Annotated in this window: 20 protein-coding genes; 17 read left to right on the forward strand and 3 right to left on the reverse strand. The window is 38.8% G+C overall.

Annotated elements, in window-relative coordinates; translation table 11 throughout:
- Positions 1-8: 8 nt before the first annotated feature.
- The 7 genes from JET18_RS08495 (at position 9) to JET18_RS08525 (ending at position 9,007) form a co-directional block, all read left to right on the forward strand.
- Positions 9-1,490 (forward strand): MFS transporter, encoded by a 1,482-nt coding sequence (locus tag JET18_RS08495; RefSeq protein WP_202090177.1) that lies wholly within the window; start codon positions 9-11, stop codon positions 1,488-1,490.
- Between the two features lie 215 nt (positions 1,491-1,705).
- Positions 1,706-2,089 carry a DUF3060 domain-containing protein gene (locus JET18_RS08500; RefSeq protein ID WP_202090178.1) on the forward strand — a complete coding sequence of 128 codons (384 nt, stop codon included), beginning with the start codon at positions 1,706-1,708 and terminating at the stop codon, positions 2,087-2,089.
- 211 nt (positions 2,090-2,300) lie between these two features.
- Positions 2,301-4,466 (forward strand): M12 family metallo-peptidase, encoded by a 2,166-nt coding sequence (locus JET18_RS08505; RefSeq protein ID WP_202090179.1) that lies wholly within the window; start codon positions 2,301-2,303, stop codon positions 4,464-4,466.
- Between the two features lie 197 nt (positions 4,467-4,663).
- Positions 4,664-5,590 carry a mevalonate kinase family protein gene (locus JET18_RS08510; RefSeq protein ID WP_202090180.1) on the forward strand — a complete coding sequence of 309 codons (927 nt, stop codon included), beginning with the start codon at positions 4,664-4,666 and terminating at the stop codon, positions 5,588-5,590.
- Between the two features lie 10 nt (positions 5,591-5,600).
- Positions 5,601-6,530, forward strand: a complete 930-nt coding sequence (locus JET18_RS08515) for a UbiA family prenyltransferase (RefSeq protein WP_202090181.1) — start codon at positions 5,601-5,603, stop codon at positions 6,528-6,530.
- Between the two features lie 64 nt (positions 6,531-6,594).
- Positions 6,595-7,761: a proline dehydrogenase family protein gene (locus JET18_RS08520; protein ID WP_202090182.1), complete on the forward strand. Its 1,167-nt coding sequence runs from the start codon at positions 6,595-6,597 to the stop codon at positions 7,759-7,761.
- 226 nt (positions 7,762-7,987) lie between these two features.
- Positions 7,988-9,007 carry a T9SS type A sorting domain-containing protein gene (locus JET18_RS08525; protein ID WP_202090183.1) on the forward strand — a complete coding sequence of 340 codons (1,020 nt, stop codon included), beginning with the start codon at positions 7,988-7,990 and terminating at the stop codon, positions 9,005-9,007.
- Positions 9,008-9,065: 58 nt separating this feature from the next.
- Here the strand turns inward: JET18_RS08525 and JET18_RS08530 are convergent, their stop codons facing one another.
- Positions 9,066-9,602 carry a helix-turn-helix transcriptional regulator gene (locus tag JET18_RS08530; protein WP_202090184.1) on the reverse strand — a complete coding sequence of 179 codons (537 nt, stop codon included), beginning with the start codon at positions 9,600-9,602 and terminating at the stop codon, positions 9,066-9,068.
- Between the two features lie 815 nt (positions 9,603-10,417).
- On the opposite strand from JET18_RS08530, the gene JET18_RS08535 reads away from it, so the two are divergent.
- Positions 10,418-11,527, forward strand: a complete 1,110-nt coding sequence (locus tag JET18_RS08535) for a M14 family zinc carboxypeptidase (RefSeq protein WP_202090185.1) — start codon at positions 10,418-10,420, stop codon at positions 11,525-11,527.
- Positions 11,528-11,614: 87 nt separating this feature from the next.
- On the opposite strand, the gene JET18_RS08540 is transcribed toward JET18_RS08535, so the two are convergent.
- Complete coding sequence (locus JET18_RS08540) at positions 11,615-12,127, reverse strand: DUF4920 domain-containing protein (protein ID WP_202090186.1); 513 nt, start codon at positions 12,125-12,127, stop codon at positions 11,615-11,617.
- A gap of 143 nt (positions 12,128-12,270) precedes the next feature.
- On the opposite strand from JET18_RS08540, the gene JET18_RS08545 reads away from it, so the two are divergent.
- The 4 genes from JET18_RS08545 to JET18_RS08560 all read left to right on the forward strand — a co-directional run bounded on the left by JET18_RS08545 (position 12,271) and on the right by JET18_RS08560 (position 17,166).
- Complete coding sequence (locus tag JET18_RS08545) at positions 12,271-13,689, forward strand: APC family permease (protein WP_202090187.1); 1,419 nt, start codon at positions 12,271-12,273, stop codon at positions 13,687-13,689.
- A gap of 163 nt (positions 13,690-13,852) precedes the next feature.
- Positions 13,853-14,293, forward strand: coding sequence for a GPW/gp25 family protein (locus JET18_RS08550; RefSeq protein WP_062647220.1), 441 nt, complete (start codon positions 13,853-13,855; stop codon positions 14,291-14,293).
- Positions 14,294-14,320: 27 nt separating this feature from the next.
- Positions 14,321-16,204 (forward strand): type VI secretion system baseplate subunit TssF, encoded by a 1,884-nt coding sequence (locus JET18_RS08555; RefSeq protein ID WP_202090188.1) that lies wholly within the window; start codon positions 14,321-14,323, stop codon positions 16,202-16,204.
- 29 nt (positions 16,205-16,233) lie between these two features.
- A complete protein-coding gene (locus JET18_RS08560; RefSeq protein WP_202090189.1) occupies positions 16,234-17,166 on the forward strand; it encodes a DUF3829 domain-containing protein in 933 nt (310 codons plus the stop codon).
- Positions 17,167-17,252: 86 nt separating this feature from the next.
- On the opposite strand, the gene JET18_RS08565 is transcribed toward JET18_RS08560, so the two are convergent.
- A complete protein-coding gene (locus JET18_RS08565; protein ID WP_202090190.1) occupies positions 17,253-19,073 on the reverse strand; it encodes a helix-turn-helix transcriptional regulator in 1,821 nt (606 codons plus the stop codon).
- A gap of 302 nt (positions 19,074-19,375) precedes the next feature.
- Here JET18_RS08565 and JET18_RS08570 point away from each other — a divergent pair, with 302 nt between their 5' ends.
- The 5 genes from JET18_RS08570 to uvrA all read left to right on the forward strand — a co-directional run bounded on the left by JET18_RS08570 (position 19,376) and on the right by uvrA (position 24,934).
- Positions 19,376-19,786 carry a lipocalin-like domain-containing protein gene (locus tag JET18_RS08570; RefSeq protein WP_202090191.1) on the forward strand — a complete coding sequence of 137 codons (411 nt, stop codon included), beginning with the start codon at positions 19,376-19,378 and terminating at the stop codon, positions 19,784-19,786.
- Positions 19,787-19,810: 24 nt separating this feature from the next.
- The gene (locus JET18_RS08575; RefSeq protein ID WP_202090192.1) at positions 19,811-20,236 is read left to right on the forward strand and encodes a hypothetical protein; all 426 of its coding nucleotides are present in this window, start codon (positions 19,811-19,813) and stop codon (positions 20,234-20,236) included.
- Between the two features lie 191 nt (positions 20,237-20,427).
- Positions 20,428-21,306, forward strand: coding sequence for a hypothetical protein (locus tag JET18_RS08580; protein WP_202090193.1), 879 nt, complete (start codon positions 20,428-20,430; stop codon positions 21,304-21,306).
- A 37-nt stretch (positions 21,307-21,343) separates the two neighbouring features.
- A complete protein-coding gene (locus JET18_RS08585; protein ID WP_202090194.1) occupies positions 21,344-21,997 on the forward strand; it encodes an SMI1/KNR4 family protein in 654 nt (217 codons plus the stop codon).
- Between the two features lie 105 nt (positions 21,998-22,102).
- Positions 22,103-24,934 (forward strand): excinuclease ABC subunit UvrA, encoded by a 2,832-nt coding sequence (uvrA, locus tag JET18_RS08590; RefSeq protein WP_202090195.1) that lies wholly within the window; start codon positions 22,103-22,105, stop codon positions 24,932-24,934.
- Positions 24,935-24,941 lie beyond the last annotated feature (7 nt).

Below are 24,941 nucleotides of genomic sequence, written 5' to 3' on the forward strand. Positions count from 1 at the left end.
TATTTGAAATGTCTGAAATTGAGAATCAACAACCTCAAAACATAAAGAATAATCCACGGATTATGAAGGCCTGGGCCGTATACGACTGGGCAAATTCTGTTTATTCACTGGTGATTACATCCACTATTTTCCCTATTTATTACTCCATACTCACTACCGCGTACGAGAAAAAGGAGTATGTGGAGGAAACAAAATCCTGGATTGATGTTCCGGTAAGGCATATGATCAAGATTTTCGGGAAAGAATATCAGCCTGATGCAGTATATGGATACTCACTGACGATATCGTTTTTTATCGTGGTGCTGCTTTCTCCGTTCCTGTCTTCACTGGCGGATACCATCGGAAATAAAAAATCTTTCCTGCAGTTTTTCTGTTATCTTGGGGCTACCTCATGTATGGGGCTGGCTATGTTTACAGGGATGCATAATGTATTTTTAGGTCTCCTTTTCAGCATTACGGCGAGTGTCGGGTTCTGGGGAAGTCTGGTGTTTTACAACTCCTTCCTGCCGGATATTGCCACGCGGGATAAGCAGGATGCACTTTCTGCGAAGGGATATGTATATGGATATTTAGGTTCTGTAGTTCTGGTGGTGATTTGTCTGGTACTGATTCAGGTTTTTGCAAAAGGAGCGGCGCAGCAGCTTTTATTTACAAGAATCAGTTTCCTTCTGACAGGGGCATGGTGGTTTGGTTTTTCTCAGTATACTTTCAAACATCTTCCACAGTTTGGGGATGTGAAGGAAAAGCTTCCAAAAGATCTTGTATTGCTTAATTATAAGAATATCTTTAAAAAACATGAAGAACAGGGTGGTTTCTTCGAGGTTTTGAAGGACAACATGAGCTTCTACAAAGACATTGCGAAAGAGAGTTTTCACGAGCTGTTTAAAGTGGGCGGCGTATTGTTTAAAGATAAAAACCTGAAATTTTTCCTTTCCAGTTTCTTCTTTTACAGTGTCGGGATGCAGACTATTTTCCTGATGGCGACCTTATTTGGAAAGAGTGAGATCAATCTGGCTCAGGATAAGCTGATAGGAACGCTTTTAGTGATTCAGATCGAAGCCATTATCGGGGCGGTGATATTCTCCAGATTATCAAGAAAGATCGGGAACAAGAATGTGATCTCCATTGCCATTGTTTTATGGATCGTTGCCTGTTTATGGGCTTATTTCCTGAATAAGGAAAATCCTACGGTAGAATATCAGTTCTATGGGGTAGCGGCAGTGGTTGGACTGGTAATGGGCGGGCTGCAGGCTATGTCCAGATCTACCTATTCAAAGCTTCTTCCGGAAGATTCTATGGAAAATACCACGTATTTCAGTTTTTATGACGTACTGGAAAAGATAGCAATTATTATAGGAACATTTATTTTTGCAACATTGATTGAGCATTTTAACAATATGCGTATCGCAGCACTTTCCATGACCATATTCTTTGCGGCAGGACTTGTTTTGATCCGCTTTTTAAAAGTAAATAGGTTAAAAAACAGCTGATCATTTCAATCCTGATTTTAACGAATAATATAAAGATGTCTTAAGTTTAAGGCATCTTTTTTATTAAAATACGATGAATCTAAAAGAAAAACAATCAGGTTTCGTCAATGATCTGACTGTAAAATGAACAAATGTTTTTATAGGTTGTGGAATTCAGTCAGATAGCTGGCATTTTAATTGTATCAGATTTGAAAAATAATATTAATATGAAAATTATGAAAAAGACACTGGCTTTCTTTATTGTTTTAGTCGGAATCAATGCAGCCTATGCACAAACAACCACAAAAACCACGAGTACTCATGGGGAAAGTAAGCAGACTGGTAAAAATATTGAAGTGGATGGAGTGGGAAATAAGCAGACCTATTCGTCAGATGGAGGAAATGCCTCAGTAGAGGGCGTGAATAATGTAATTACCATCACAGGTTATGTCAATAAGCTGGAAGTAGCGGGGTCGGGTAATACGGTATATGTAGATAAAGTTTCACGTATTGAACTGGAAGGAACGACTAATAAGGTGTTCTATAAAACATCTCCCACAAAATCGGGAAAAGCTGAAATTTCTTCGACGGGAGTAGGCAACAGTGCCGTGAAAAAGTAATCAGGGATCTGACTTCGAAAGATAAAAAAGGGAGTTGAATTTATTATTCAGCTCCTTTTTTTAGCATAAAATCTCTATTGTCTCTGATTAAGATATTTATAGTCTTTCATTTATTTCTTGCGGTTTGATTGATAACTAAACGAAAATATTGTTTATTTTTCACTAAATATTGATTTTTTTTGTTTATTTGTAGATCTAATTTAAAGGAAAAATGATTAAAAAAATTCTACTCCTCTGTCTGGTGGGATGCTTTATCCTTGGTTTTTCACAAAGCCTGAGACCCATCGCTCAAAAAATCTCTGAATCTCATTCCGGGAAAAATAATTTTCAAAAGTATGATTTGTTTGAAGCGAATACATCTTCAGCCCAACTTCCCGAATACAAACGGGCGGCAACTGATATTACAGTCATGAATCTGAAATCTGCAGAACTGGAAAGGCTGATGAAGGAAAAACCGGAATATCTTGAAATAAGTTTTCCTTTCGATGGCAATAAGCAAATCACAGTTGAACTTTACAAAAACCAGATTTTCACCAATGATTTTAAAGTGGTAACCAATAAAGGAAACATTGTGAATTATACTCCGGGTGCCTATTACATCGGAATTGTGAAAGGAGATAATACTTCTGTAGCAGCCTTCAGCTTTTTTAATAATGATATTGTAGGTGTAGCTTCCACTTCCGGACTGGGAAATGTAGTTTTGGGAAAAGCAAAAAATGCGGAAGACTTTGTGAGCTATTCAGAAGCTAAGCTTACCGGTGCCAATCCTTTTGTTTGCGGGGTAGATGAACTGAAGGAAAATCAGGCAAAAAACATCTCGTTCGATCCGGCAGCCGGTAAAAAAGCAATGACGGAAAACTGTGTGAGAATCTATTACGAAGTTTGTTTTAAACCTTATCAGAATAATAACTCTAATACAACCACAACGACCAACTGGCTAACGGCCGTTCACAACAACATTGCTGCACTTTACACCAATGACGAGATCAGAGTGGCACTGAATGAGATCTTCATCTGGACCACGCAGGATCCTTACACCGGAACGCCTAACACGAATCTGTCCAATTTTAGAAATAACAGGCAGACTTTTAACGGTGATCTGGCCCATCTGATCAATGCACCGTCTACGACCAGTGTGGCGTACGTTAATTCTTTATGCGGAACGTATAAGCATGCCTATTCCGGCATTTCTCAGACCTATTCCAATGTTCCGGTATATTCATGGACTATTCAGGCAATGACGCATGAAATGGGACACAGTTTAGGATCTCCTCACACCCACGCATGTGCCTGGAACGGAAATAATACGGCTATCGACGGTTGTGGAGCTCAGGCAGGTTACAGTGAAGGCTGTACAGGCCCGATTCCTTCTTCCACGGTTAAAGGAACCATTATGAGCTACTGTCATCTTGTTTCCGGGGTTGGGATTAGTTTCAGTAACGGTTTTGGTCCGCAGCCTGCTGCCTTGATCAGAAATACGGTAGATTCAAAACCTTGCCTGGGAACCAACTGTACCACTGCCTGTACCTCTACCATTACGCAGATGAACATTTCAGATATTACCCAGGTTTCAGCGAATGCAGCCTTTACGGATGCCGTTTCTACATCCTGGAAATACAAACTTACCAAAATGGATGAAACCCTTGTGCAATCAGGAAATACAAATTCTCCAACACTTAATTTTACAAGTCTTCAGCCTGCCACCTATTATAAATTGTCTATAGGCACGAACTGCTCAGGATCAAATGCTTTTCAAAAAACTCAGGCATTTCTTACGGATGGAGCATGGTGCGACGGAGCTTTGTTTACAGATACGGGAGGCCAGACGGGAGGATATGCAAACGATGAAACGATTGTTAAAACATTTTATCCTTCTTCCGGAGCTTTGACGATGACTTTTACAGATTTTGCGTTAGAGCAGGATTATGATTTTATGTATGTTTACAATGGTCCGTCTACAGCATCGCCTTTATTTGCAAACGGAAATAATCTGACGGGAAGTACAGTACCGGGGCCATTCACTTCTACTCATGCTTCGGGAGCAATTACGGTAAAATTTGTATCTGATCCCGGCGTTACGGGGAATGGCTGGAAAGCGGCTTTTTCTTGTAATGTTTTAGGCGTTGATGATGTGGTTAAAAATGAAAGTCAGATCAGTATTTATCCTAATCCTGCAAAAAATATTATTGTTATCTCTTCTAAAGAGTCGCTAAGATCATATAAAATTTATGATGAAGCAGGAAGGCTGGTCATGTCAGCTTCTTCATTAAAAGGAAATAAGCAGGAAATCAATATTTCATCAATGCTTACAGGAAATTATATCGTAACGGTAGAAACCGAGAAGCAGACGGTAAATAAAAAGCTAATCAAGCATTAATCTTATTATTTAAGATATTCATAAAAAAGCCTGAAATGATCAGGCTTTTTTGATGTATTGAAATGGAATGATCCTGTTTCTTTTGGATTTCTCAAAGCAGGAAACTGTTTTTCTGTGTAAATAAATATGAATTCGGCTTGAGTTTTGCTTATATTCAGCGGAATAATTTTAACTTTGTAAAAAGATTTATTGTCAAAATGACGAACCCTCTATTTTATGCAAAAATAATTCTGTTTGGAGAATATGGGATGATTGAAGACTCCCAGGGGCTTGTAGTACCTTACAGTTTCTATAAGGGAACCCTTAAATTCTCAGATTTAAGCTCTGAATTTGAGCTGAAATCCAACAGACATCTGCAGAAATACTCTGATTTTCTTGCGGCGCTTGACCTTTCCGATGATTTTAAATTGGATATCAAAAGCTTTAAAAACGATATTGAATCCGGACTTTTCTTTGATTCCAACATTCCACAGGGATATGGTGTAGGAAGTTCAGGGGCTTTAGTGGCTGCTATTTTTGAAAGATATGCACTCAATAAATTAGATCCTGAACAGATTTCAAAAGAAAATCTTAAAAAATTAAAAACAGTTTTCGGGGAAATGGAAAGTTATTTCCATGGCAAAAGTTCTGGTATGGATCCATTGATCTGCTACATGAACCTGCCGATCCTCATTGAAAATAAAGAAAACCTGGACCGGGTTTCTATTCCTGAAGGCGAAAAAGGTAAAGGTGCAATATTCCTTATCGACAGCGGTATCACGGGAGAAACCGGACCTATGATTCAGATCTTCTTCGAGAAAATGAAAACGGAAGGTTTCCGTAAAACCCTGAAAGAAGAGTTCATCCGTTACAACAACGCATGCATCGAATCTTTCCTTAAAAAAGACATGAATCCTTTCTTCAGAAACCTGAAAAAGCTTTCACATTGGGCGTATGAACATTTCCGTCCGATGATTCCTGAAAGTATTTTTAACATCTGGAAAAAAGGCCTTGATTCTAATGCCTATTATCTGAAACTCTGCGGAAGCGGCGGCGGCGGATATATTCTGGGCTTCACCAAAGATTATGCGAAAGCAGAAAAAATGCTTGAAGGCTTCCAAAAAGAAGTGATTTACAGATTTTAAACAGGTTGGAATGAATTCTGAAAAAGAAACTTTCCAATCTAAAAATGATGTCTCTAAATCTCTATTTTACAGATTCTCACAATTCGTGGGCTTTCTGATCGGCGCACGTTTTTTCGTTGCAGTATTACTGACTTTTGCCCTGTATGTATCTACATTTTTCTTGTTTAACCAGGATGAAACCTTCAGAAAATTTGTCTTCGACTTTAAAGTACACGGCATTATTTTCTGTACGGTCATCACTATTCTGGCCGGGGGAATTATCAACCAGTTTTATGATCTGGAAAAGGATCACGTGGTAAAACCTTTCCGGACGAGGATTCAAAGTTTTATCAAGCAGAAGTATTTCTTATATGCCTATCTCGCACTCACGGTGATTTCTCTTGGCGTGGCGTGGATGATTTCCCATAAAGTTTTCGTTTTTTTTCTTGTCTATCAGTTTTTTATGTGGTTTTACAGCCATAAATTAAGCAGGATACTGATAATCAATAATCTTACGTTTGTAAGCCTTACCTTATATCCTTTCTTCGGAATGATGGTGTATTACGAGACTTTTTCACGAAAAGTAATGCTGATGGCCATTTTCCTTTTCCTGATTCTTTTATGCATCGATATCGTGAAAGATATGCTGACGAAAAGCGTTGATAAAGCATTTGGCTATACTACCATTCCGAACTATTTCAAAAATAAAAATACCCAGGTTATTATCATCTCTTTGCTGGTGGTTACAATAGCTGTTTCTATGAAACTGATCACCAAAACAGGGATTTCAGGTTTTATGGCTTACTATTTTACCGGCGGACTTTTTGTGATGATCCTGTGTATTTATCTTTTACTGAATTCTTCCCGGAGAAGTAAATTCTTCACACTCAATATTTTAAGGTTTTGGGTTTTTGTGGGAATTATCGCCATGCTTCTGAATGGAATTGAGAGCAAATTATAGAAAAATTTCTTTAAATAAACTGAGGTTATTATTACCTTTGCAAAACTAAATTTAATAAAAAGGAATGCCCATTTTTAACGATACTAAAGTAGCATTTGCAGACAAGTCTGATGCACAATTGAGAAAGGCGTACTGGATGTTTAAAATGATTGAACAGCCTGCTCTTACCAGCCTTGGAACTTCAGTTCTTAATTTTACGGTACACAACAATTTTCCGTTCGTTACAGGAATTGTAAAAAGTACTTTGTTTGAACAGTTCTGCGGAGGTGAAACCCGTGAAGAAAGCATGAAGGTGGTGAAACAGCTTTTCAAAAGAGGCGTAGGAAGTATTTTCGATTACTCTATTGAAGGGAAGGAAGATGAAGAAACTTTCGATGCGGTATGCAAAGAGATCAAGGACATCATCAGATTTTCGGTAGGAAATCCTGCGATTCCTTTTATTGTATTTAAACCGACTGCCTTTGGAAGAATTGATCTGTATGAAGCGGTAGGAAAAGGGGCTGAACTTACTTCAAGCCAGAAGGAGGAATGGGAAAGAGTCGTTAAAAGATTTGATGAAGTATGCAGCCTTTGCCATGAAAATGACAAAAAGGTAATGGTAGATGCAGAAGAAACCTGGATGCAGGATTCGGCAGACCAGCTTTGTGAAGAAATGATGGAAAAATATAACCGGGAAAAGCCGATTGTATGGAATACTATTCAGATGTACAGAACCGGAAGACTGGAATATATGGAGGCTCATCTTCAGAGAGCAAGGGAAAAGAATTATTTTATCGGGTATAAGATCGTTCGTGGGGCTTATATGGAGAAGGAAAGAGCAAGAGCAGCGGAAAAAGGCTACACAGACCCGATTCAGCCGACTAAAGAGGCATCCGATATAAATTATAATGCCGGAATTGATTTTGTCATGAATCATCTGGATAAAGTATCTGCCTTCTTCGGGACTCATAATGAAATCTCTTCGGAGCTGGTGATGGATAAAATGAAATCCAAGTCTCTTGAAAACGGAAATCCACACGTCTATTTCGGACAGCTTTACGGAATGAGTGATAATATTACCTTCTATCTTTCCGATAAGGGCTATAATGTAGCTAAATATCTTCCATACGGACCTGTAAAGGATGTTGTTCCATATCTTACCAGAAGAGCGAGAGAAAACACCTCTGTGGCCGGACAGACCGGTAGAGAGCTGGGATTGATCAAGAAAGAACTGGATCGAAGAAGGAAGTAATAAAAACTTTAAAAAATAGATAAAAGACCTGCAGAAAACTGTAGGTCTTTTTGTTGATATATTAACAGAAAAACTAAGTGTTCATTATCAATTTGAGTAATTTATTAACATTAATAATAATTTCTTTAAAACCTAAATATGTTGAAAATGTGTTAAATTTATTAGCTTTTTATTGTTTATTTTATTATAATTTATTATATTTGATTAAACCATTAAAAACTAATTTATGAAAAAAACTCTACTAGTTGCTGCTATAATAGCGGCTAACTTTGCTATCGCACAAACCTACAGCAATGGAGGTTTAAGTACAGGAGCTACTTCTAAAGGCGGGACTGCCGCACCTGCCGGATATACATGGTCTGAACTTCAGAATAACACAGGAAATACTACAGAATCCAATACAAGCCTCGGGCTGGGAGGAACATCCAGCTCAATTACCGCAAGTTTCTTCCTTGCTGATGATTTTACAGTTCCATCCGGAAGTTCCTGGCAGATTACCACCATTGATTTTTTTGCTTATCAGACGAATTATGCAGGAACTACAGCCCCTTTTAATACTGTAAGAGTAAATATATTCAGCTCGGATCCTTCGGTGGCCGGTGCTGTCAGTGTATTCGGAGATGATACAACCAACAGGTTCTCTGCAGCAGCAGACGCTCTAATGTACAGAACCGGAAATACAACTGTACCGGCTGCAGCGACACCCGGAACCACCCGGAAAATTTGGAAAGTAACCGCTAATACACCAAAAACTCTGGGACCAGGAACCTACTGGGTAAAATACCAACTGCAGAATGTGGTGATGGCCAATGCAGGCTTCTTGCCACCGGTTACCATTGTTGGAAGCCGGGGACTTCCTGCTTTCAATGCCAAACAGTATGATGCTATTGGCGATACATGGGCCCCTTTGATGGATGGAGGAAATCCAGCAGCAGCTCCGGATGTTCCTTTAGATATGCCATTTGTGGTTACTTTTACCTCTACTACATTAGGAACACAGGAAACCATGCAGTATGACAACAGGGTACAGGTATATCCGAATCCGGTAAAAGACAGTTTCAGAATCAATAATCCTGAAAAATTAAAGATCAGTACCGTAGAAATTATCGATGCTTCAGGAAAAGTGGTTAGAACTGTAAAAGGTTCGGAGGAGTATACGGTTTCAGATCTGCCAAAAGGAAATTACATTCTGAAAATTAAGAATGAAGGCGGACTTACAAAAATTACAAAACTAATAAAGCAATAGCTTTAGTTTTCTTCTTCAAATATTTTTTATCCTGGCCATTTTCTTTGGCCAGGTTTTTTTAGGGCTCAAAACTCTCAAATTTTCCGTTTTCGTAGAACAGAACAATCCGTTTTATTTTATTTGTCTGATTTCCAGTGATTTGATTAATGATTTCATCTGTAGATTTTTCTAATCGCTGAGAATCCGATATATTTTCCTGCGTCTTATATGGGCGCGGTATAAACGATTCTCGGGGCTTCTCATTCACGGTCTCCATTTCCTCTTCGGCTCCAAAATCTTCATCGTCTTTCATCATGGTAAAGAGATCGGGGAGCGGAGTGGGTTTACCTTTCTCATCCCCGGTTCTTTCCTGCGGAGGAGAATCAACGTCCGGTAATTCTGACTTCAGCATTTCGCCTTCACCTGTAACCAGCCAATCCCAGAGGATTTCCGGGAAACGGGATTTAATCTTTATAATGAATTCCAGAGAAGGTTTGTTTCTTCCGGAAGTGATGTGCGAAATGGAAGATCGCTGCACATCTATTTCATCTGCAAACTCAGAAGGACTGAGATGGTAATGTTCTATAACTTTCGAAATTCTCTCATTTAAACTCATAAAAATAAGCTGTTGATTGTTTTACAAATGTAAATAAATAAATTTACATTGACAAATTACAAAAGTAAATAAAATTAAGATTTGTAATTATACAATTGTAAATAGATATAATATGCTAAAATACAGTACTTTACTCTATGATTTATTAACAATATATAGTAATTAGAAATGTAAACTCATCCTTTTACTTAATTAAAGTACTATAATTCATTTCAAATAGGCCACAAAAAGATCAATAACTATATATCCATTAATTGTATGATTATCAATATATTCAAATGTAAACAGTATTTATTGCATAGGAGGCTGATTTAAGCTTTAAATGCTAATAATCTATAAATTCCAACAATACACAAGTGTAAATTAAACCGTAATACTCTGTAAATATGATAACTATGGATAAATTTCTATCATTTTACAAGAATTTACCGGATTAAATTTGTTTAGCAGATAAGCAACAATTTTTTACTCGAGATTTATAGAAAATAGACGTGGTAAAAAGAAAAATAGTTGATTTACATTTGTATACTGTAACTTAAGGCTAAGTTTTCCACAATAATCATGTTTAACTATTTTATGGGTATTTGCTGATAAACAGACAATTATTCACTTAAAGTAATATTGTAAATGTGATTGATATGGATTTCATAACTTGCTGAATTGTAGTTGATTATTGTTTTTAGTTTAAATTATATTCAATTAACAATTTTATCCACAGACAAAATGGCAGTCAGTGGTGTTTGTGTAAATTACAAATGTTAATCAGTGTTTTTTACCTAAAAATGATTAAATTTGACTCTTGTAAATTATTTATAATGAATTTTGAAAAGATCTATTTTCCAAACCCTAATTTCTTAAACCGCTATATTTCCCCTGAAAAATTATTTTCTTACCTACAGAGCAATCTCAGCAGTTACATTCGTGAGATCGGAAGATCATATTTAGATAAACCTATTTATCAGTTAAGCATCGGGACAGGAACTATTAATGTTCTTGCGTGGTCACAGATGCATGGCAATGAATCCAATGCTTCCCACGCAATGCTGGATCTTCTGGAAACTTTAGATAAAGCTCCGGAAATGAAGGAGGATCTTTTCAGTAAGATTACGCTGGATTTTATTTTTATGCTCAATCCTGACGGATCAGAAAGATGGACAAGACTGAATGCAGCAGATATTGATCTGAATAGAGATTTTCATAATGAAGCCAGTACAGAAATAAAGTTCCTGAAAAAAGCTGCGGCTTCAAAGAAATACGATTATGCACTGAACCTTCATGAGCAGAGAACAATCTTTACTACGGACGGAATACATCCGGCAACTTTGTCTTTTCTGGCGCCTTCAGAAAACGTAGAGCGTACCGTAACGGACAATAGGAAGAAATGCATGGCTGTGATTGGAAAGGTTTATGAAGCTTTAAAGGAATTAATCCCTAACCAGATCGGAAGATATTCTGATGAGTTTTATCCGACTTCTACCGGAGACAATTTTATCAAGGCCGGAATGCCTACGATTTTGTTTGAAGGAGGGCATTTCGCCGATGATTATCCAAGAAAGGGAACCAGAAAATATTATACGGTAGCTTTATATTATGCACTAAAAGCAATCAGTGAATTGAACTCCGATATTGAAGGCTGGGAGAAGTATCTTGAAATTCCGGAAAATCAGGAAACCCATTATGATATTATTTACAGGAACGTAAAATTGAATACGGATCATGAGTGCATCCTTGATGTAGCCATACAATACAGGGAGATGAAAGAAGATGGAAAGGATGACATTTCTTTTGTTCCTTTTGTCATGGAAGTGGGTGAAGTGAAAAAAAGAAAAGGCTGGCTGGAAATAGACTGCACCGGGAAGAAATTTGTAGCGGCTACAAAATATCCCAAGCTGGATGCGCCTGCCGAATTTACGATAGAAGATTAAAGAACGGATTTTTTGCCGTGAGATATAAAATAAAACGTCCTCAAAAGCAATAGTTTTTGAGGACGTTATTTTTATTTAGACAAGAATCTAGTTAACCACTTTGATTCCGTTTGCTACAAATCTGATCTCTTCTTTTGGCGTTGTTATCGCGTCAATTTCAGCCTGAGGTTTTTTAGCATCCTCAGCGTAATGCTTCTGCTCATCAATAGAAGTTACTTTTCTTTCTGCAGTACCTTCCAGTACAACGTTTTTACCTTTTAAAGCGGTAGGCACGAAGAATGCATAATCTTTCATTTTTACGAAAAACTGAGAGTTATCTTCAGTCTGGATCGTAAGCCAGCATCCTTTTTTCTCGCATACATCGGTAACTTTTCCTTTAACAGCTACGCCTTCCACTTTTTTGTTGTCTTTTTTAAGTTTCTTGCTCAGTTTATCTACGGTAATGGCTTTAGATTCTGAAGAAACAACTCCCGCTCCGTAAACATCACCTACAATAGCATTTCCTGCAGGCGGTCCGGCCTTTTTCTGTGACGTCTCCTGTGCAAAAGCCAAAGTGGAAACACTTACAGCTGCTGCCAATAATATAGCCTTGAATTTCATTTTTAATATTTTTTTCAAAAGTACTAATTAAAATTGAATAACAATTGGATAAAAGGTTGATAAAAAACAGGTCATACAGGAAATTTTAAACAAACTTAAAAATGAATGGCAGATTTGTTTATATTTGACGCCTATACTTGACTATGCAGAAAAAACTGAAACTTTGGGACGCCGTTATGCTGGTAATGGGGTCTATGATCGGAAGTGGGATATTTATTGTAAGTGCCGATATGATGCGGAATTTAGGTTCCGGATTCTGGCTGATCATCGTCTGGATTATTACCGGAGTAATGACGGTAGCGGCCGCCATAAGCTATGGAGAGCTATCTGCTCTGTTTCCGAAAGCCGGCGGACAATATACGTATCTCAAGGAAATTTTCGGAAAAAGGATGGGTTTTCTTTACGGATGGGGCCTGTTTACTGTGATTCAGACCGGAACTATTGCGGCAGTGGCTATGGCATTCGGGAAGTTTACAGCGTATCTGGTTCCGTCATTAAATAAAGCAGCGCCTCTTTTTCAAAGCGGGGAATTTAAGATCACCTGGATACAGATTCTTGCCATTGCAGTGATCCTTTTGCTTACATACATCAATACCAGAGGGGTTCAGAGTGGAAAGTTTCTTCAGAATATATTTACAGGATCAAAAATTATTGCTTTATTAGGCCTGATCGCTGTAGGATTTATTTTGGTTGATTTCTCGCATATGGCAGAAAACTTCAGTCTCGGTTGGGATTCATTCAATAACCTTAAAAAAGACCTTACGGGTAGTTTTCTTAAGGAAGGCTGGGAACCCATCGGTGGAATGACGCTTATGGGAGGAATTGCAGCAGCTATGGTAGGTTCTGTTTTCAGTTCTGTAGCCTGGGAAAGTGTAACCTTCGTTTCTGGTGAAGTGGAGAATCCTAAGAAAAATATTGTCAAATCCATGATCTACGGAACTTCCGCAGTGATGATTTTATATTTAGCCGTTAATTTTGTTTACCTGAATGCTCTTGACAGGGACAGTATTGCTTTTGCTGCTGATGACAGGGTAGCGGTAGCCGCTTCTCAGAATATTTTCGGAAGTGCGGGGACCATTATAATTGCTGTTTTGGTGATGGTTTCTACTTTTGGCTGCGACAATGGGTTGATCCTTGCGGGAGCGAGAGTTTTTCAGACCATGGCAAAAGACGGAATGTTTTTTAAATCTGCTGAAAAGAACAACAAAAATGAGGTTCCAGAAAATGCTTTATGGATGCAGGGGATCTGGGCTTCCGTTTTATGTTTGAGCGGACAGTACGGGAATCTACTGGATATGATCTCTTTTGTGATCGTTCTGTTTTATATGATCACGGTGTTCGGGGTTATTTATTTAAGATTTAAAAAGCCGGAACTTGAAAGACCTTACAAAACATGGCTTTATCCTGTGACGCCCATTATTTATCTGGTGATCGGAACAGGGTTCTGTATATTACTTTTGATCTACAAACAACAATATACCTGGCCGGGATTTTTAATGGTGCTGCTGGGGCTTCCTGTTTATTATTTCATTAACAGAAAAAAGCCGGCGGATCAATCATAAATTTTAACCGTATTAACCCTGTTTAAGGCTTCCGTAAAAACCCGGAAGCCTTTATTGTATGCGATATTTTTTGATGTATTTTCCTGTTTATTTCATTAAATTGTGTATTTTGGTAGTCCGTTTTAAGTAAACTAGACCATGAAGTAAAAATTAGAAGCTGACTATGGATACACCAAATTACAGAATGCCTTTTTCTCCTTCCACATTAATGACAGAAGGGGGCAGCATTGATATATGCGATATGGGCGAAAGCATTGCCCACAATATCATGCTGCTGATCACCACCAAAAAAGGCGAGAACCGATATGATGACAATTATGGAAACGACGTCTGGAACCTGGAATTCGATAATGGAGTTACCAGCGCCGTTTGGGAAAGCGTTTTCATTAAAAGCCTGAGAAGGCAGATTCAGGAGTACGAACCACGAATTGTTCAGGCACAGGTAGACGCTCACATTCAGTTTGTAGAGCACAGCTACGATACCAAAGAGCATACAGAAATCAAAAAGAAAGTAAGAATTGCCATCAATGCAAAAATGGAGGCAACGGGAGAGCGTTTCAGCTTTTCCACCGAATTATTTTTAAGTCCGATGTCTATTGACTAATTGTTTTTTTAACTGCAAGAAAAATTTATGAACTTAGATCAAAATATATATTCCAAAGAATCTGTAAAGGCAAGAATGCTGCAGAATGCCACCAAAGTTTGGGGACTGAAAAGCCCGCAATCTCTGGATCCCTTTGTGAAATTACTGATAGATGCGTTCAGTACGGAAGTCTTTAAAGCCAATAACGAGATCCAGACCGTGAATGCCCGGATTCTTGAAAAGCTGGCCAAGCTTCTTACACCATCCATTTACACCCATCCGATTCCTGCCCATGCGGTTGCTTTTACGCTGCCTTATGAGTCTTCGGAAGTACTGCTGGAACACACGGAGTTCTTCTTCCGAAAGCAGATGACTTCTACCGTGAAGTCGGAGTCAGATAAACAAGTTAATATCCCTTTTACGCCGGTAGGAAATGTAAGGATCAATAAAGTACAGACGGCTGTCATGTTTGTAGGGAATACCTGTTACAGTGTAGATGATCGTTTGAATAAAATACCTGTCGCAAGATTTCAGGGAAAACCGGAAGATTACAGAAAGGTAACGATTGGGGTTGATGTAAGCCGGTTTACCAGCGAAAATTTCCCTAAATATGTAAGTATTTTCTGTTCCAATCCTGCTTTTGAGCATATTGATTTTGTCTATAAACTTCTTCCTTATATTACGGTGACCAGCAATGGAAATCATCTGTTTGTAAGAGAAGGACTCAGTTATCTTACGAATAATCAGCAGGAAGGATACGAGCAGATGTTTAAGGAACAGTCGATCCGGAATAAAGCGATTGAAGATATCAAAAGTATTTACCGTCATAAATTCATTGAGATCACCGGAATTTCAAACACACTGTTTTCAGAACCCGGACAGCTGCCGCAGAATCTTGATTTCCTTACCGGAAAAGAAGAGATCAGAAAGCAGATCGGGGACAAGCGTTATCTATGGCTTACCTTTGAGTTTCCACCACAGTTTTCTGCAGAGATTTTAGATAACTTTTCATTTGTACTGAATGCGTTCCCAATCTACAACAGAGGGTGGAAAAAAACAGAATATAGCCTTGATATTATGGGGAACAATATTCCTCTGGTTACCGATGAAGGCGAACATTTTCTGTACGTAGACGAAGTTCAGGATGGAGACGGAAGAAGATATACCGAAATTCCTTTTACGCCTGCGGATGATCTTAAAAAAGGTCTTTATACGGTAAGAAAAGGCGGAATGGAACGTTTCACCAATAGAAATGCGGTGGATATGATCGCGAATGTACTGGAGCTGACAAGAGATGAGATCGCGGCATTTTCACTTTTAAACAGGGATAATGTTAAAGGCGTTCTGAGCGAAATGTCCGATAAAATGAAGACCATGGTTCAGAAGGTAAACAATGCCAAGAGAAATATCAGACAGGAGCTGAACTATGTAATTATGGAGCCTGTGGAAAAGACAGACCATACGTATGCTTCTTTCTGGGTAACCCATTGTACATTGGCCAATCATATGCGTCCGGGAACAGAGCTTTCCAACCAGCTGAAATCGCAGACTGTGGTACTGCTTACGGAAACCATCGGTGGATCTGAAGAGCAGAAGGGTACAGACAGTATTCAGGCTTATAAATATGCTTTAACGACCAGAGATAAAATTATTTCCCTGGAAGACGTGAAGAACTATTGCAGAATGGTTCTGAAAGATGAGGTAAAGGAAGTAAGGGTAAGAAGAGGAACCATGATTAGCAACCGTCCTAAAGAAGGTTTTGTAAGAACCGTTGAGGTAGAGATCATTCCTCAGAATTATTCTTTTTACGGAAGGGCGTACTGGGAAAATATGGCCAATATCCTGAGAAACCAGATTATTTCAAAAGCTATTGACGGGATCGAGTATATAGTGAAAATAAGCAACGAGGACATCGATCTTGACGAAATATAAAAAGAACTAAACCCACAAAACTATAAAATATGAGAAAGATTATCGTACTTGCCATAGCCCTGACCTTTACATCGGTAGGTGTCATCAGCTGTAAAAAAGATGTCAGCATACTTGGAAAATCGGTACTGAACGTTGGCGGTGAAAATGATGCCAATGCTATCATTGAATTCAACAACAACTTTTTAGATTCTTATAAAAGTACATCCAGACATATTGAAAGCATTCTTAAATATGCAGATGCGGCTTCAGCCAAAGCAAAAGGGGAGAACGTAATGATCATGCCTATCGTGATCAGCTCTATGGATATGTCTTTCAGCAGGATCAAAGAGGTGCCTTCCGGTTTTGATAAGGATAAAGCGGCAATAGAAACAGACTTTAACACCTACAAAGCCAAAAAGGAAAGCATTGAGAAAAAGTTTGAAGAACTGAAATCTTACATGACTTCCGAAGATTATAAAGATGATAAAGGCGCAAAAGCGGAAACCATCACAAAGGATATTGAAACGGAAGCCCAGGCTTTATTCGTAGCGGGAGAAAATGTAGTTGCGAAAATCAAACCGGCAACGGATGCTGCTGAAGAGATCGTTCTGAAAGACCACCCGATGAAGGAATACATTATGTCTTCCAAAAACGTAATGAACTCTCTGGATTCGAATCTGGATGTACTGGACAAGCAGTATTCCGGAAAATTCAACGAAGCGGAAGTTCAGAAAAAGTATGACGAACTGGCCAAAACGGTGGAAACCAATTCAAAATTAGAATTCAATGTGAAAGATCCGCAGTATTCTTACAAGAAATCACAGTTTGAGAGCTTCAATAAAACAGCTTCCGGCTTCCTGGATACCTACAGAAAAGTAATCCGTGATTCCAAAGGGACAGGAAAAATTTCCGATACCGATATCCAGCAGATCGATTCTTCTTATGAATCTGTATTGAATTCATACAATTCATTTGTAAAATAAAGATCAAGAGGAAAAATCAATAGAAAGACTGATACTAAGTGTCAGTCTTTTTTGTGATCTGTTTTTTATCTGAAACTATTGATGTTTCAGCTCAGTTTTTGTATCAGGAGATCCAGACTGTCTTCTTTGTCAAGGTTGAGTTTCTGTTTGATCCTGTACCGGGCCATGATAATACTTTTAGGGTCTACGCCTAAACGATGGGCAATTTCTTTATTGGAGAATCCCATTAAGATATAGGTGCAGTGTTTCAGATCCAGGCGGGTAAGCTTATTATTGGCCTGTTGCTGCAATCGGTTAAAGAATTCCGGGTGTATATTGGTGAGGCTGGTTTTTGCATGTTCAAAATCTTCATCCATCCGCAGATCTTCTTTCAATATGCGTTCTATCTGGTTTTTAAGCATTCCGCTTTCCGGCTGATCTGCTAATTTGTCCCGCATGGTCTGCAAAAGTTCATTTTTTTGTTCTACCTGTAAATTGCCGGCCAGCAGTTCTTTTTGTAGTTTTTCCTGTCTTTCTTCCATCAGTTCCTGCTCAGCTTTCAGGCGCGCCGCTTCCTCGGTTCTCAGTTTTTGTTGTTGAATAGAAGATTTTAACCGGAAATGATAAGAGCGGAAAAGAAATACAAGGGCCAGTATTCCCACTATGATCAGCCCGATAGAAATAAAATTAAGTTTTCTGTTAAAAGCAGCGCGTTCCTGGAGTATTTCAAGTTCTTTTTCCTTCTTTTCGGCTTCGTACTGAACTTCCAGTTTTTGGGCAACAGACAGTTTTGCAGCATTGTAGGCTTCCTGCTCATACTGTATGTACCGTTTATAGTAGCTTAAGGCTTTTGCCTGATTGCCGCTTTTCTCTGCTACGGTCGCCAGTCCTTTCATCATGGATGCTCTAACGGCAATACTGCCGCCTACACTGTTTTCTACTTCAGCAAAACCAGACAGGAACAGTCTTTCTGCTTCTGCGTAATTCCCTTCAGCGATGGCATATTCGCTTAATATCCCATAACAGTTGGCAATCACTTCTTCGTGCTTGGTTTTCCGGGCAATGCCTAAAGCAAGGTTGATATACTGCTCGGCTTTGGCCTTATACTCTTTTGGAAAAAATTCCCAATAAATATTGGCCGTATTTAAAGCTGCCGCAGCGACATTGATGTGGTTAACAATCCTTTTGGGCTGGGCTTGGGCAAGTTGCAGCACTTGTTGATTATAGAAAATGGCGGAATCCAGTAATTTTTTCTGTGACGGGTCTTTTCTGTAGCTCTGTAAAAATGAGGCTCCGGTGGCAAAATAGGCGTTACAGATAATATCCGGTTCCCGCGACTTCCTGGCGAGGTTCAGACTAAGCCGGGTATATTTCTTTAATTTTTCGGGATCTTTTACATCGGCATAAATGCTTGCTAAATAATGATACACAAGACTTTCATAAGCATAAGCTTTCTGACCCTCCAGGAGTTGTAATGCTTTAAATAAGCTCGCTGTAGCTTTGGCCGTATTATTAACCGTGTATTCAAGCCATCCTTTTCGGAGCCAGACATAGCCGTTAACCACTTTGTTGGTAGATTTTGCCGTATAAATTAAAGCACTGTCAATATTTTTTTGAGCCAGAACAAGGCTGTCCCGCTGTACATTCAGATAAGTTAAAGTAGCCAAAGCGAAAGCACTGTACTGCCCGTCAGAAAGTTTGTGACTTAACTTCAGGGCTTCATTGGCATATTTTAAAGCTGATGGAAGATCTGTTTCGTAGATGTTACGGCCAAGATGGGAAAGGGCCATTGCTTTTTTTTCCGGTTTCAGTCCAGGGGTACGAAGAAGACTTTTCAAAGAATCGGCCATGACGGATTGTGAGCGGACCTTACCAGGCCCGGCAAAAAGTAGGATCAGAATAATGATGAACTTTATATTATACTTCACAATACATTATTATAATGGGTCACAAAGTTGAAATCCGTAGAGGAAGTTATTGGAGTTCAAAAAACTTCCATCCTCTTAATCTTAATGCTGAATAAAACAAAAGTACAATTTGTTCATTTAATTGCAGGTATGTTTTCATGACTCATCTGGTGAATAATAATGAAAAATAAGACTGTATATGCTTTATAAAGTGTTTTTCTGCCATTGTAGATGTTTTGTAGATGCCTTTTTATTGGAAAACTCATGCATCAGACAGCATCTTTGTAATAGAAATGATAGGAACGATTTTAAATTTTAACATTATGAAAAAAGCAATATTAATCCTGCTTACAATTGTATCAGTCATTATTGCAGCAGGTTGTTCTAAAGATGATGATCCTTCAGAAGCGCCCGTAAAAGAAAGAATACTGGGTAAATGGAAATTCATTTCAGTAGTAAACGAAATCACAGTGCCTTCAGAGCCACCTGAAATTAACACGGAATATGGTACGGAAGGCGATTATTTTGATTTTCGTTCGGATGGAAACATCTACTATGTTTTAGGAGGAGATGACGAGGAAGTAGCGTCTTACAGTATCGAAAGCGAAACCACACTGAAGATTGAGAATGATGTCTGCACGATAAAAGAACTTACCCCAAACAAACTGGTTTTTGAATTTGTAAGGGTAAATGCCAATAATACAAAAAAACAAACCTATAACCTGAGTAAGTAATAGGAACACATACAATAAATACCTATGAAAACAAATAAATTTTTACCGATACTCATCTTGCTGATAACGATTTTATTAGGCACAGCGGGCTGTAAAAATAGCAGTTCTGAAGATGAGGAGAGTGATGCTATATCCCTGACACAGCAAAAAATCCTGGGCCGCTGGAACTTGGTGGAATTTATAGAAGAAACCACAGTAGGCAACCAGCCTCCTGAAATCATCAACAATGATCCTCAAAACATTTATTTTGAATTTTTAGCCAACGGAAGAGTAAAAACAAATGCTGAAGGGGAAGAAGAATATTCTTATGTAGTGAAACCAGATAACATAATGATTTTATGGGAAAAGGAACAAAAAATCATGGAACTGACCCAGAATAAATTTACATTCAGCAATACCGCTACAGAAGGGAATACCACTTATAAACAGACTTATTTCTTAACCCGCTAGTGAAAACAGAATTTTATCCTCTGGGATGTATTTAAAAAAAAGATCATAAAGAAACCATCTGCTTTGAAGCTAAAAAAACACATTTTAATATAATTTTCATTCCAATAATAGCAGACATTATAGGTTTGAAAATGACAAAGCATTAAAGATGGTTTCATTTAAAAATTTCTAGGAATAATTAGTAAGACAATATGGGAGCATGGAATACCGGAATTTTAGATAATGATGCGGCAATGGACCTGTACGGTTTTTTTGAAAATCTGTATAATCAGCAGCATCTCGATATTGAAACGGTAAAGAAAGAAACGGTTTCGGAATTCGGACTTTTAGATAAAAACGGAAACCCTGTTTTTGGAAGTGACTATTGGCTGGCTTATGCACAGATTTGCTGGGAATGCAAAGCTTTGGACCAGGAAACGATTGCCATCGTACAGAAGATATTGGATGAAAAAGACAGGATCAAAAGCAGCTGGGCGGAACTGGCTGATGAGCGGATTCAAGAAATTGAAGCATTACTGACTAAAATACAACATCCCGCAAAGCGCAAAAAAACAATCAGGAAAACCTATAGGGTTGATGTACCTTTTAAAATAGGTGACTGTATCCTTGTAAAGACCGAAACAGGTTTATATTCAGTCGTTGTGCTGCTTGATATTGATAAAACTAATACAGATCCAAATATCTGGGGTTATTTTATCGGAACCACGCGGATCTACCAGGAGGCCAGACCCACAATGAAAGAGGTGATGGAAAGTCATTTTTTAGTAGTCAATTATGCAAAGAATCCGGAAGGGAAGCCTGCCGGCTGGGTGAATAAGCCCACAGTATGGATCAATGGAAATTTTGTCGGAACTGTAAAAAATGAAAAGCAAAAGCAGGAAAAAGAAGCTGAGCTGGCTGAGTATGAAATTATTGGAAACCTTCAGCTGATGAGTAAGCCTGAGCTGCCGAAATCATACGGAGTATTTTACCTTGATGAGAGCTATCAATTGGAAAGCCAGACCCACTGGGAAAGAGAAAATCCGGATAGCAAAGACTTGTCTTATCCTGTGAAAAAATATATTGGGTAATCTCAGAAAGAAGAATAAAATTTGCAGCAGCTAGAAAATGTGGTACCATCAATTTGCTTTTTTCGATAAACAAACCGGATTATCAACCCTTCCGGAAGAAGATTATTTTTCCAAACCTTTAACGGAAGAAGAAATAAGACTCTGTCCTGATTTTTCAGAGCTTAATGACAGAACCATGCCGATGCTGCATTTGCCCACAGAATTTCTGGAGCTTTTGCAATACTCAAACGGCGGCGGTATTATCAATGGTCAGCGTGAGTTTGGGTTCTTCTCTCTACACGAAATAAGACCGTATTACCTTGCGTATGGTTTTGTAAAATGGGCTCCTTATTTTTTACCGGTTGCATTAAATGGCGGTGGTAAATTTTATGCTTATGATCTGAGAGATTCAAAAAATATCCGGATCGTTGCGGTAAGCAGTGGAGATCTGTCTTATGAAAGTGCAGCCTATTTGGGGAAAAACCTCGAAGAAGTATTAAGCCAAACCGGAAATATTGAGGATGAGCTCAGTAAACTCTATCCGGCGGCAGAACCTTCGGACAAAATAAAAAGAAAAGTAGAGATTCATAAAGAACTGAGGACGCTTAAAGAGAGCATGAATAACGGAAAAATTGAATTAAAACTTTACCTTCAGATGAAACGCAAACTTGAAGATGAAATGAAACAGATAAATTCTGATCCATCTCCTTAAAATTTAACTAAAATTAAATTCTAATAAAAACTTTCCTGCTTATACAATTCCATAAAATTCCGTAATTTTGCACATCGTGATTTTCAGGCAGAATCACTCCAGATTATGAGCAAATCAACAGAATATATAGAAGTTTACGGAGCACGTGAACACAATCTTAAAAATATTAATGTAAAGATCCCCCGCAACGAACTGGTGGTTATTACCGGACTTTCGGGAAGCGGGAAATCCTCTTTGGCTTTTGATACCATCTTTGCAGAAGGACAGCGCCGTTATATCGAAACATTTTCGGCATACGCACGTCAGTTTTTAGGCGGATTGGAACGTCCTGATGTAGACAAGATCGAAGGACTTTCCCCGGTTATTGCCATTGAACAGAAAACAACGAATAAAAACCCGAGATCTACCGTAGGAACGGTAACTGAGCTCTACGATTATCTCCGACTTTTATACGCAAGGGTTTCCGATGCCTACTCGCTGTCTACCGGAAAAAAACTGGTAAGCTACACGGAAGATCAGATCCTTGAAACCATTAAGGAAAACTATAAAGGCGAAAAGATCATGCTGATGGCTCCTGTTGTGCGTTCCCGAAAAGGACATTACCACGAGCTTTTCGTGCAGATGGCTAAGAAAGGGTACGGACAGGCAAGAATTGACGGAGATCTTCAGGATATTGAGTACGATCTTAAACTGGACCGTTACAAAACCCACGATATTGATATCGTTATCGACCGCTGGATCATTGGAGAAAATGCCTCTGAAACCAGAATGGAAAAATCCCTGCGCACCGCTATGGAAATGGGCGAGGGAATTATCGGGATCCAGAAACTGGGAAGTACCGATATCGAATACTTTTCAAAAAACCTGATGGATGCCGAAACAGGCCATTCACTGGCACTTCCGGAACCGAATACATTCTCCTTTAACTCTCCGAAGGGAAGCTGCCCGGATTGTAAAGGACTGGGAACCATTAAAAAGATCAATACGGATTATTTTATTGAGAATCCTAAACTTTCTATCAATCAGGGAGGATTATTGCCGCTGGAAGATATTAAATCCAACAAATGGATCCTGTCCCAGATTAAAAATATCCTTGAAATTTTCGGATTGGGAATGGCAACGCCTATGCAGGACATTCCGGAAGAAGCACTGGACTATATCTATAACGGATGCCACAAGGAATTTAATAAAGACCTGAAATACGCTGGTATTACCAAAAAGATAAAAATAAGCTTTGACGGTTTGATCACTTTTATGGAGGAGATCATTGACGAGAGGGAATCTTACGAAGCCGTACTCCTGGAAAGACATTTTACCACTGAAGAAACCTGTCCGGTATGTGGCGGAACCCGTCTTCAGCCTTCCAGTTTAAGCTTTAAAATTGACGGAAAAAATATTGCTGAGGTTAATGCTTTAAGTTTATCCGATCTAAAAGAATGGTTATCGGACGTTAAAGATAAATTTTCAGAGAAAAATAAAATTATTGCCCATGAGATCTTAAAAGAAATTGAAACAAGACTTCAGTTCCTTTTAGATGTAGGTTTGGATTATCTGAGTTTAAGCAGAAGTTCCAAAACCCTTTCCGGTGGGGAATCTCAGAGGATACGTCTCGCCACACAGATTGGTTCGCAGCTGGTGAATGTGTTGTACATCCTGGATGAACCAAGTATCGGACTTCACCAGAGAGATAATGAAAGACTGATCAACTCCCTGAAAAACCTTAGAGATATCGGGAACTCTGTATTGGTTGTGGAGCATGATAAAGACATGATCCTTGAAGCCGATGAGGTATTGGACATTGGTCCGAGAGCCGGAAAATTCGGAGGTGAAATCCTTTGGCAGGGAAAACCGAAAGACCTTTTAAAAGCAGATACCATCACCGCACAATATATCAACGGAAAAAGAAAGATTGAAATTCCTGCGGAAAGAAGAGCCGGAAGCGGGAAGAATATTCTATTGAAAGGTGCTACGGGAAATAATCTTAAAAATGTAACCCTTGATATTCCATTAGGAAAATTAGTGGTAGTAACGGGAATTTCAGGAAGTGGAAAATCTTCGCTGATCAACGGAACTTTATATCCGATTCTTAACAAACATTTTTACAGAGCTGTTCAGGAACCTCTTCCGTATAAGAAGATTGAAGGTTTGGATAATATTGATAAAATTGTAGATGTAGACCAAACTCCGATCGGGAGAACGCCGCGTTCAAATCCTGCAACCTATACCGGAATGTTCACAGATATCAGAAATCTGTTTGCAGAACTTCCGGAAAGCAAGATCCGTGGATACAAGCCCGGAAGATTCTCTTTCAACGTAAAAGGCGGAAGATGCGAAACCTGCCAGGGTGGAGGGCTGAAAGTGATTGAAATGAATTTCCTTCCGGACGTTTATGTACACTGTGAAACCTGTAACGGAAAACGCTTCAACAGAGAAACGCTGGAAGTGCGTTACAAAGGAAAATCGATCTCCGATGTATTGGATATGACGATTGATGAAGCCGTAGATTTCTTCCAGCCGATTCCTAAGATTTTTGCGAAGGTAAAAACCCTTCAGGACGTAGGATTGGGATATATTACGCTTGGACAGCAGTCTACGACACTTTCAGGAGGTGAGGCGCAGCGTATCAAGCTTGCTACAGAACTTTCAAAAAGACAAACCGGAAATACACTTTATATTTTAGATGAACCTACAACCGGACTTCATTTTGAAGATGTAAAAATCCTGATGGAAGCCATCAATCAGCTGGTAGAACTTGGAAACTCATTCATTATTATCGAGCATAATATGGATGTGATCAAATTAGCCGATCATATTATCGATGTAGGACCTGAAGGCGGAAAACATGGCGGACAGATCGTAGCTCAGGGAACTCCTGAGGAGATTGTGAAATCTAAGAAGAGTCTGACAGGGAAGTTTCTGAAGAGGGAACTGGAATAAAGATTAA

Origin of the sequence: Chryseobacterium endalhagicum (genome assembly GCF_016745235.1) — a bacterium.
In the GTDB taxonomy this organism is placed as follows: Bacteria; Bacteroidota; Bacteroidia; order Flavobacteriales; family Weeksellaceae; genus Chryseobacterium; species Chryseobacterium endalhagicum.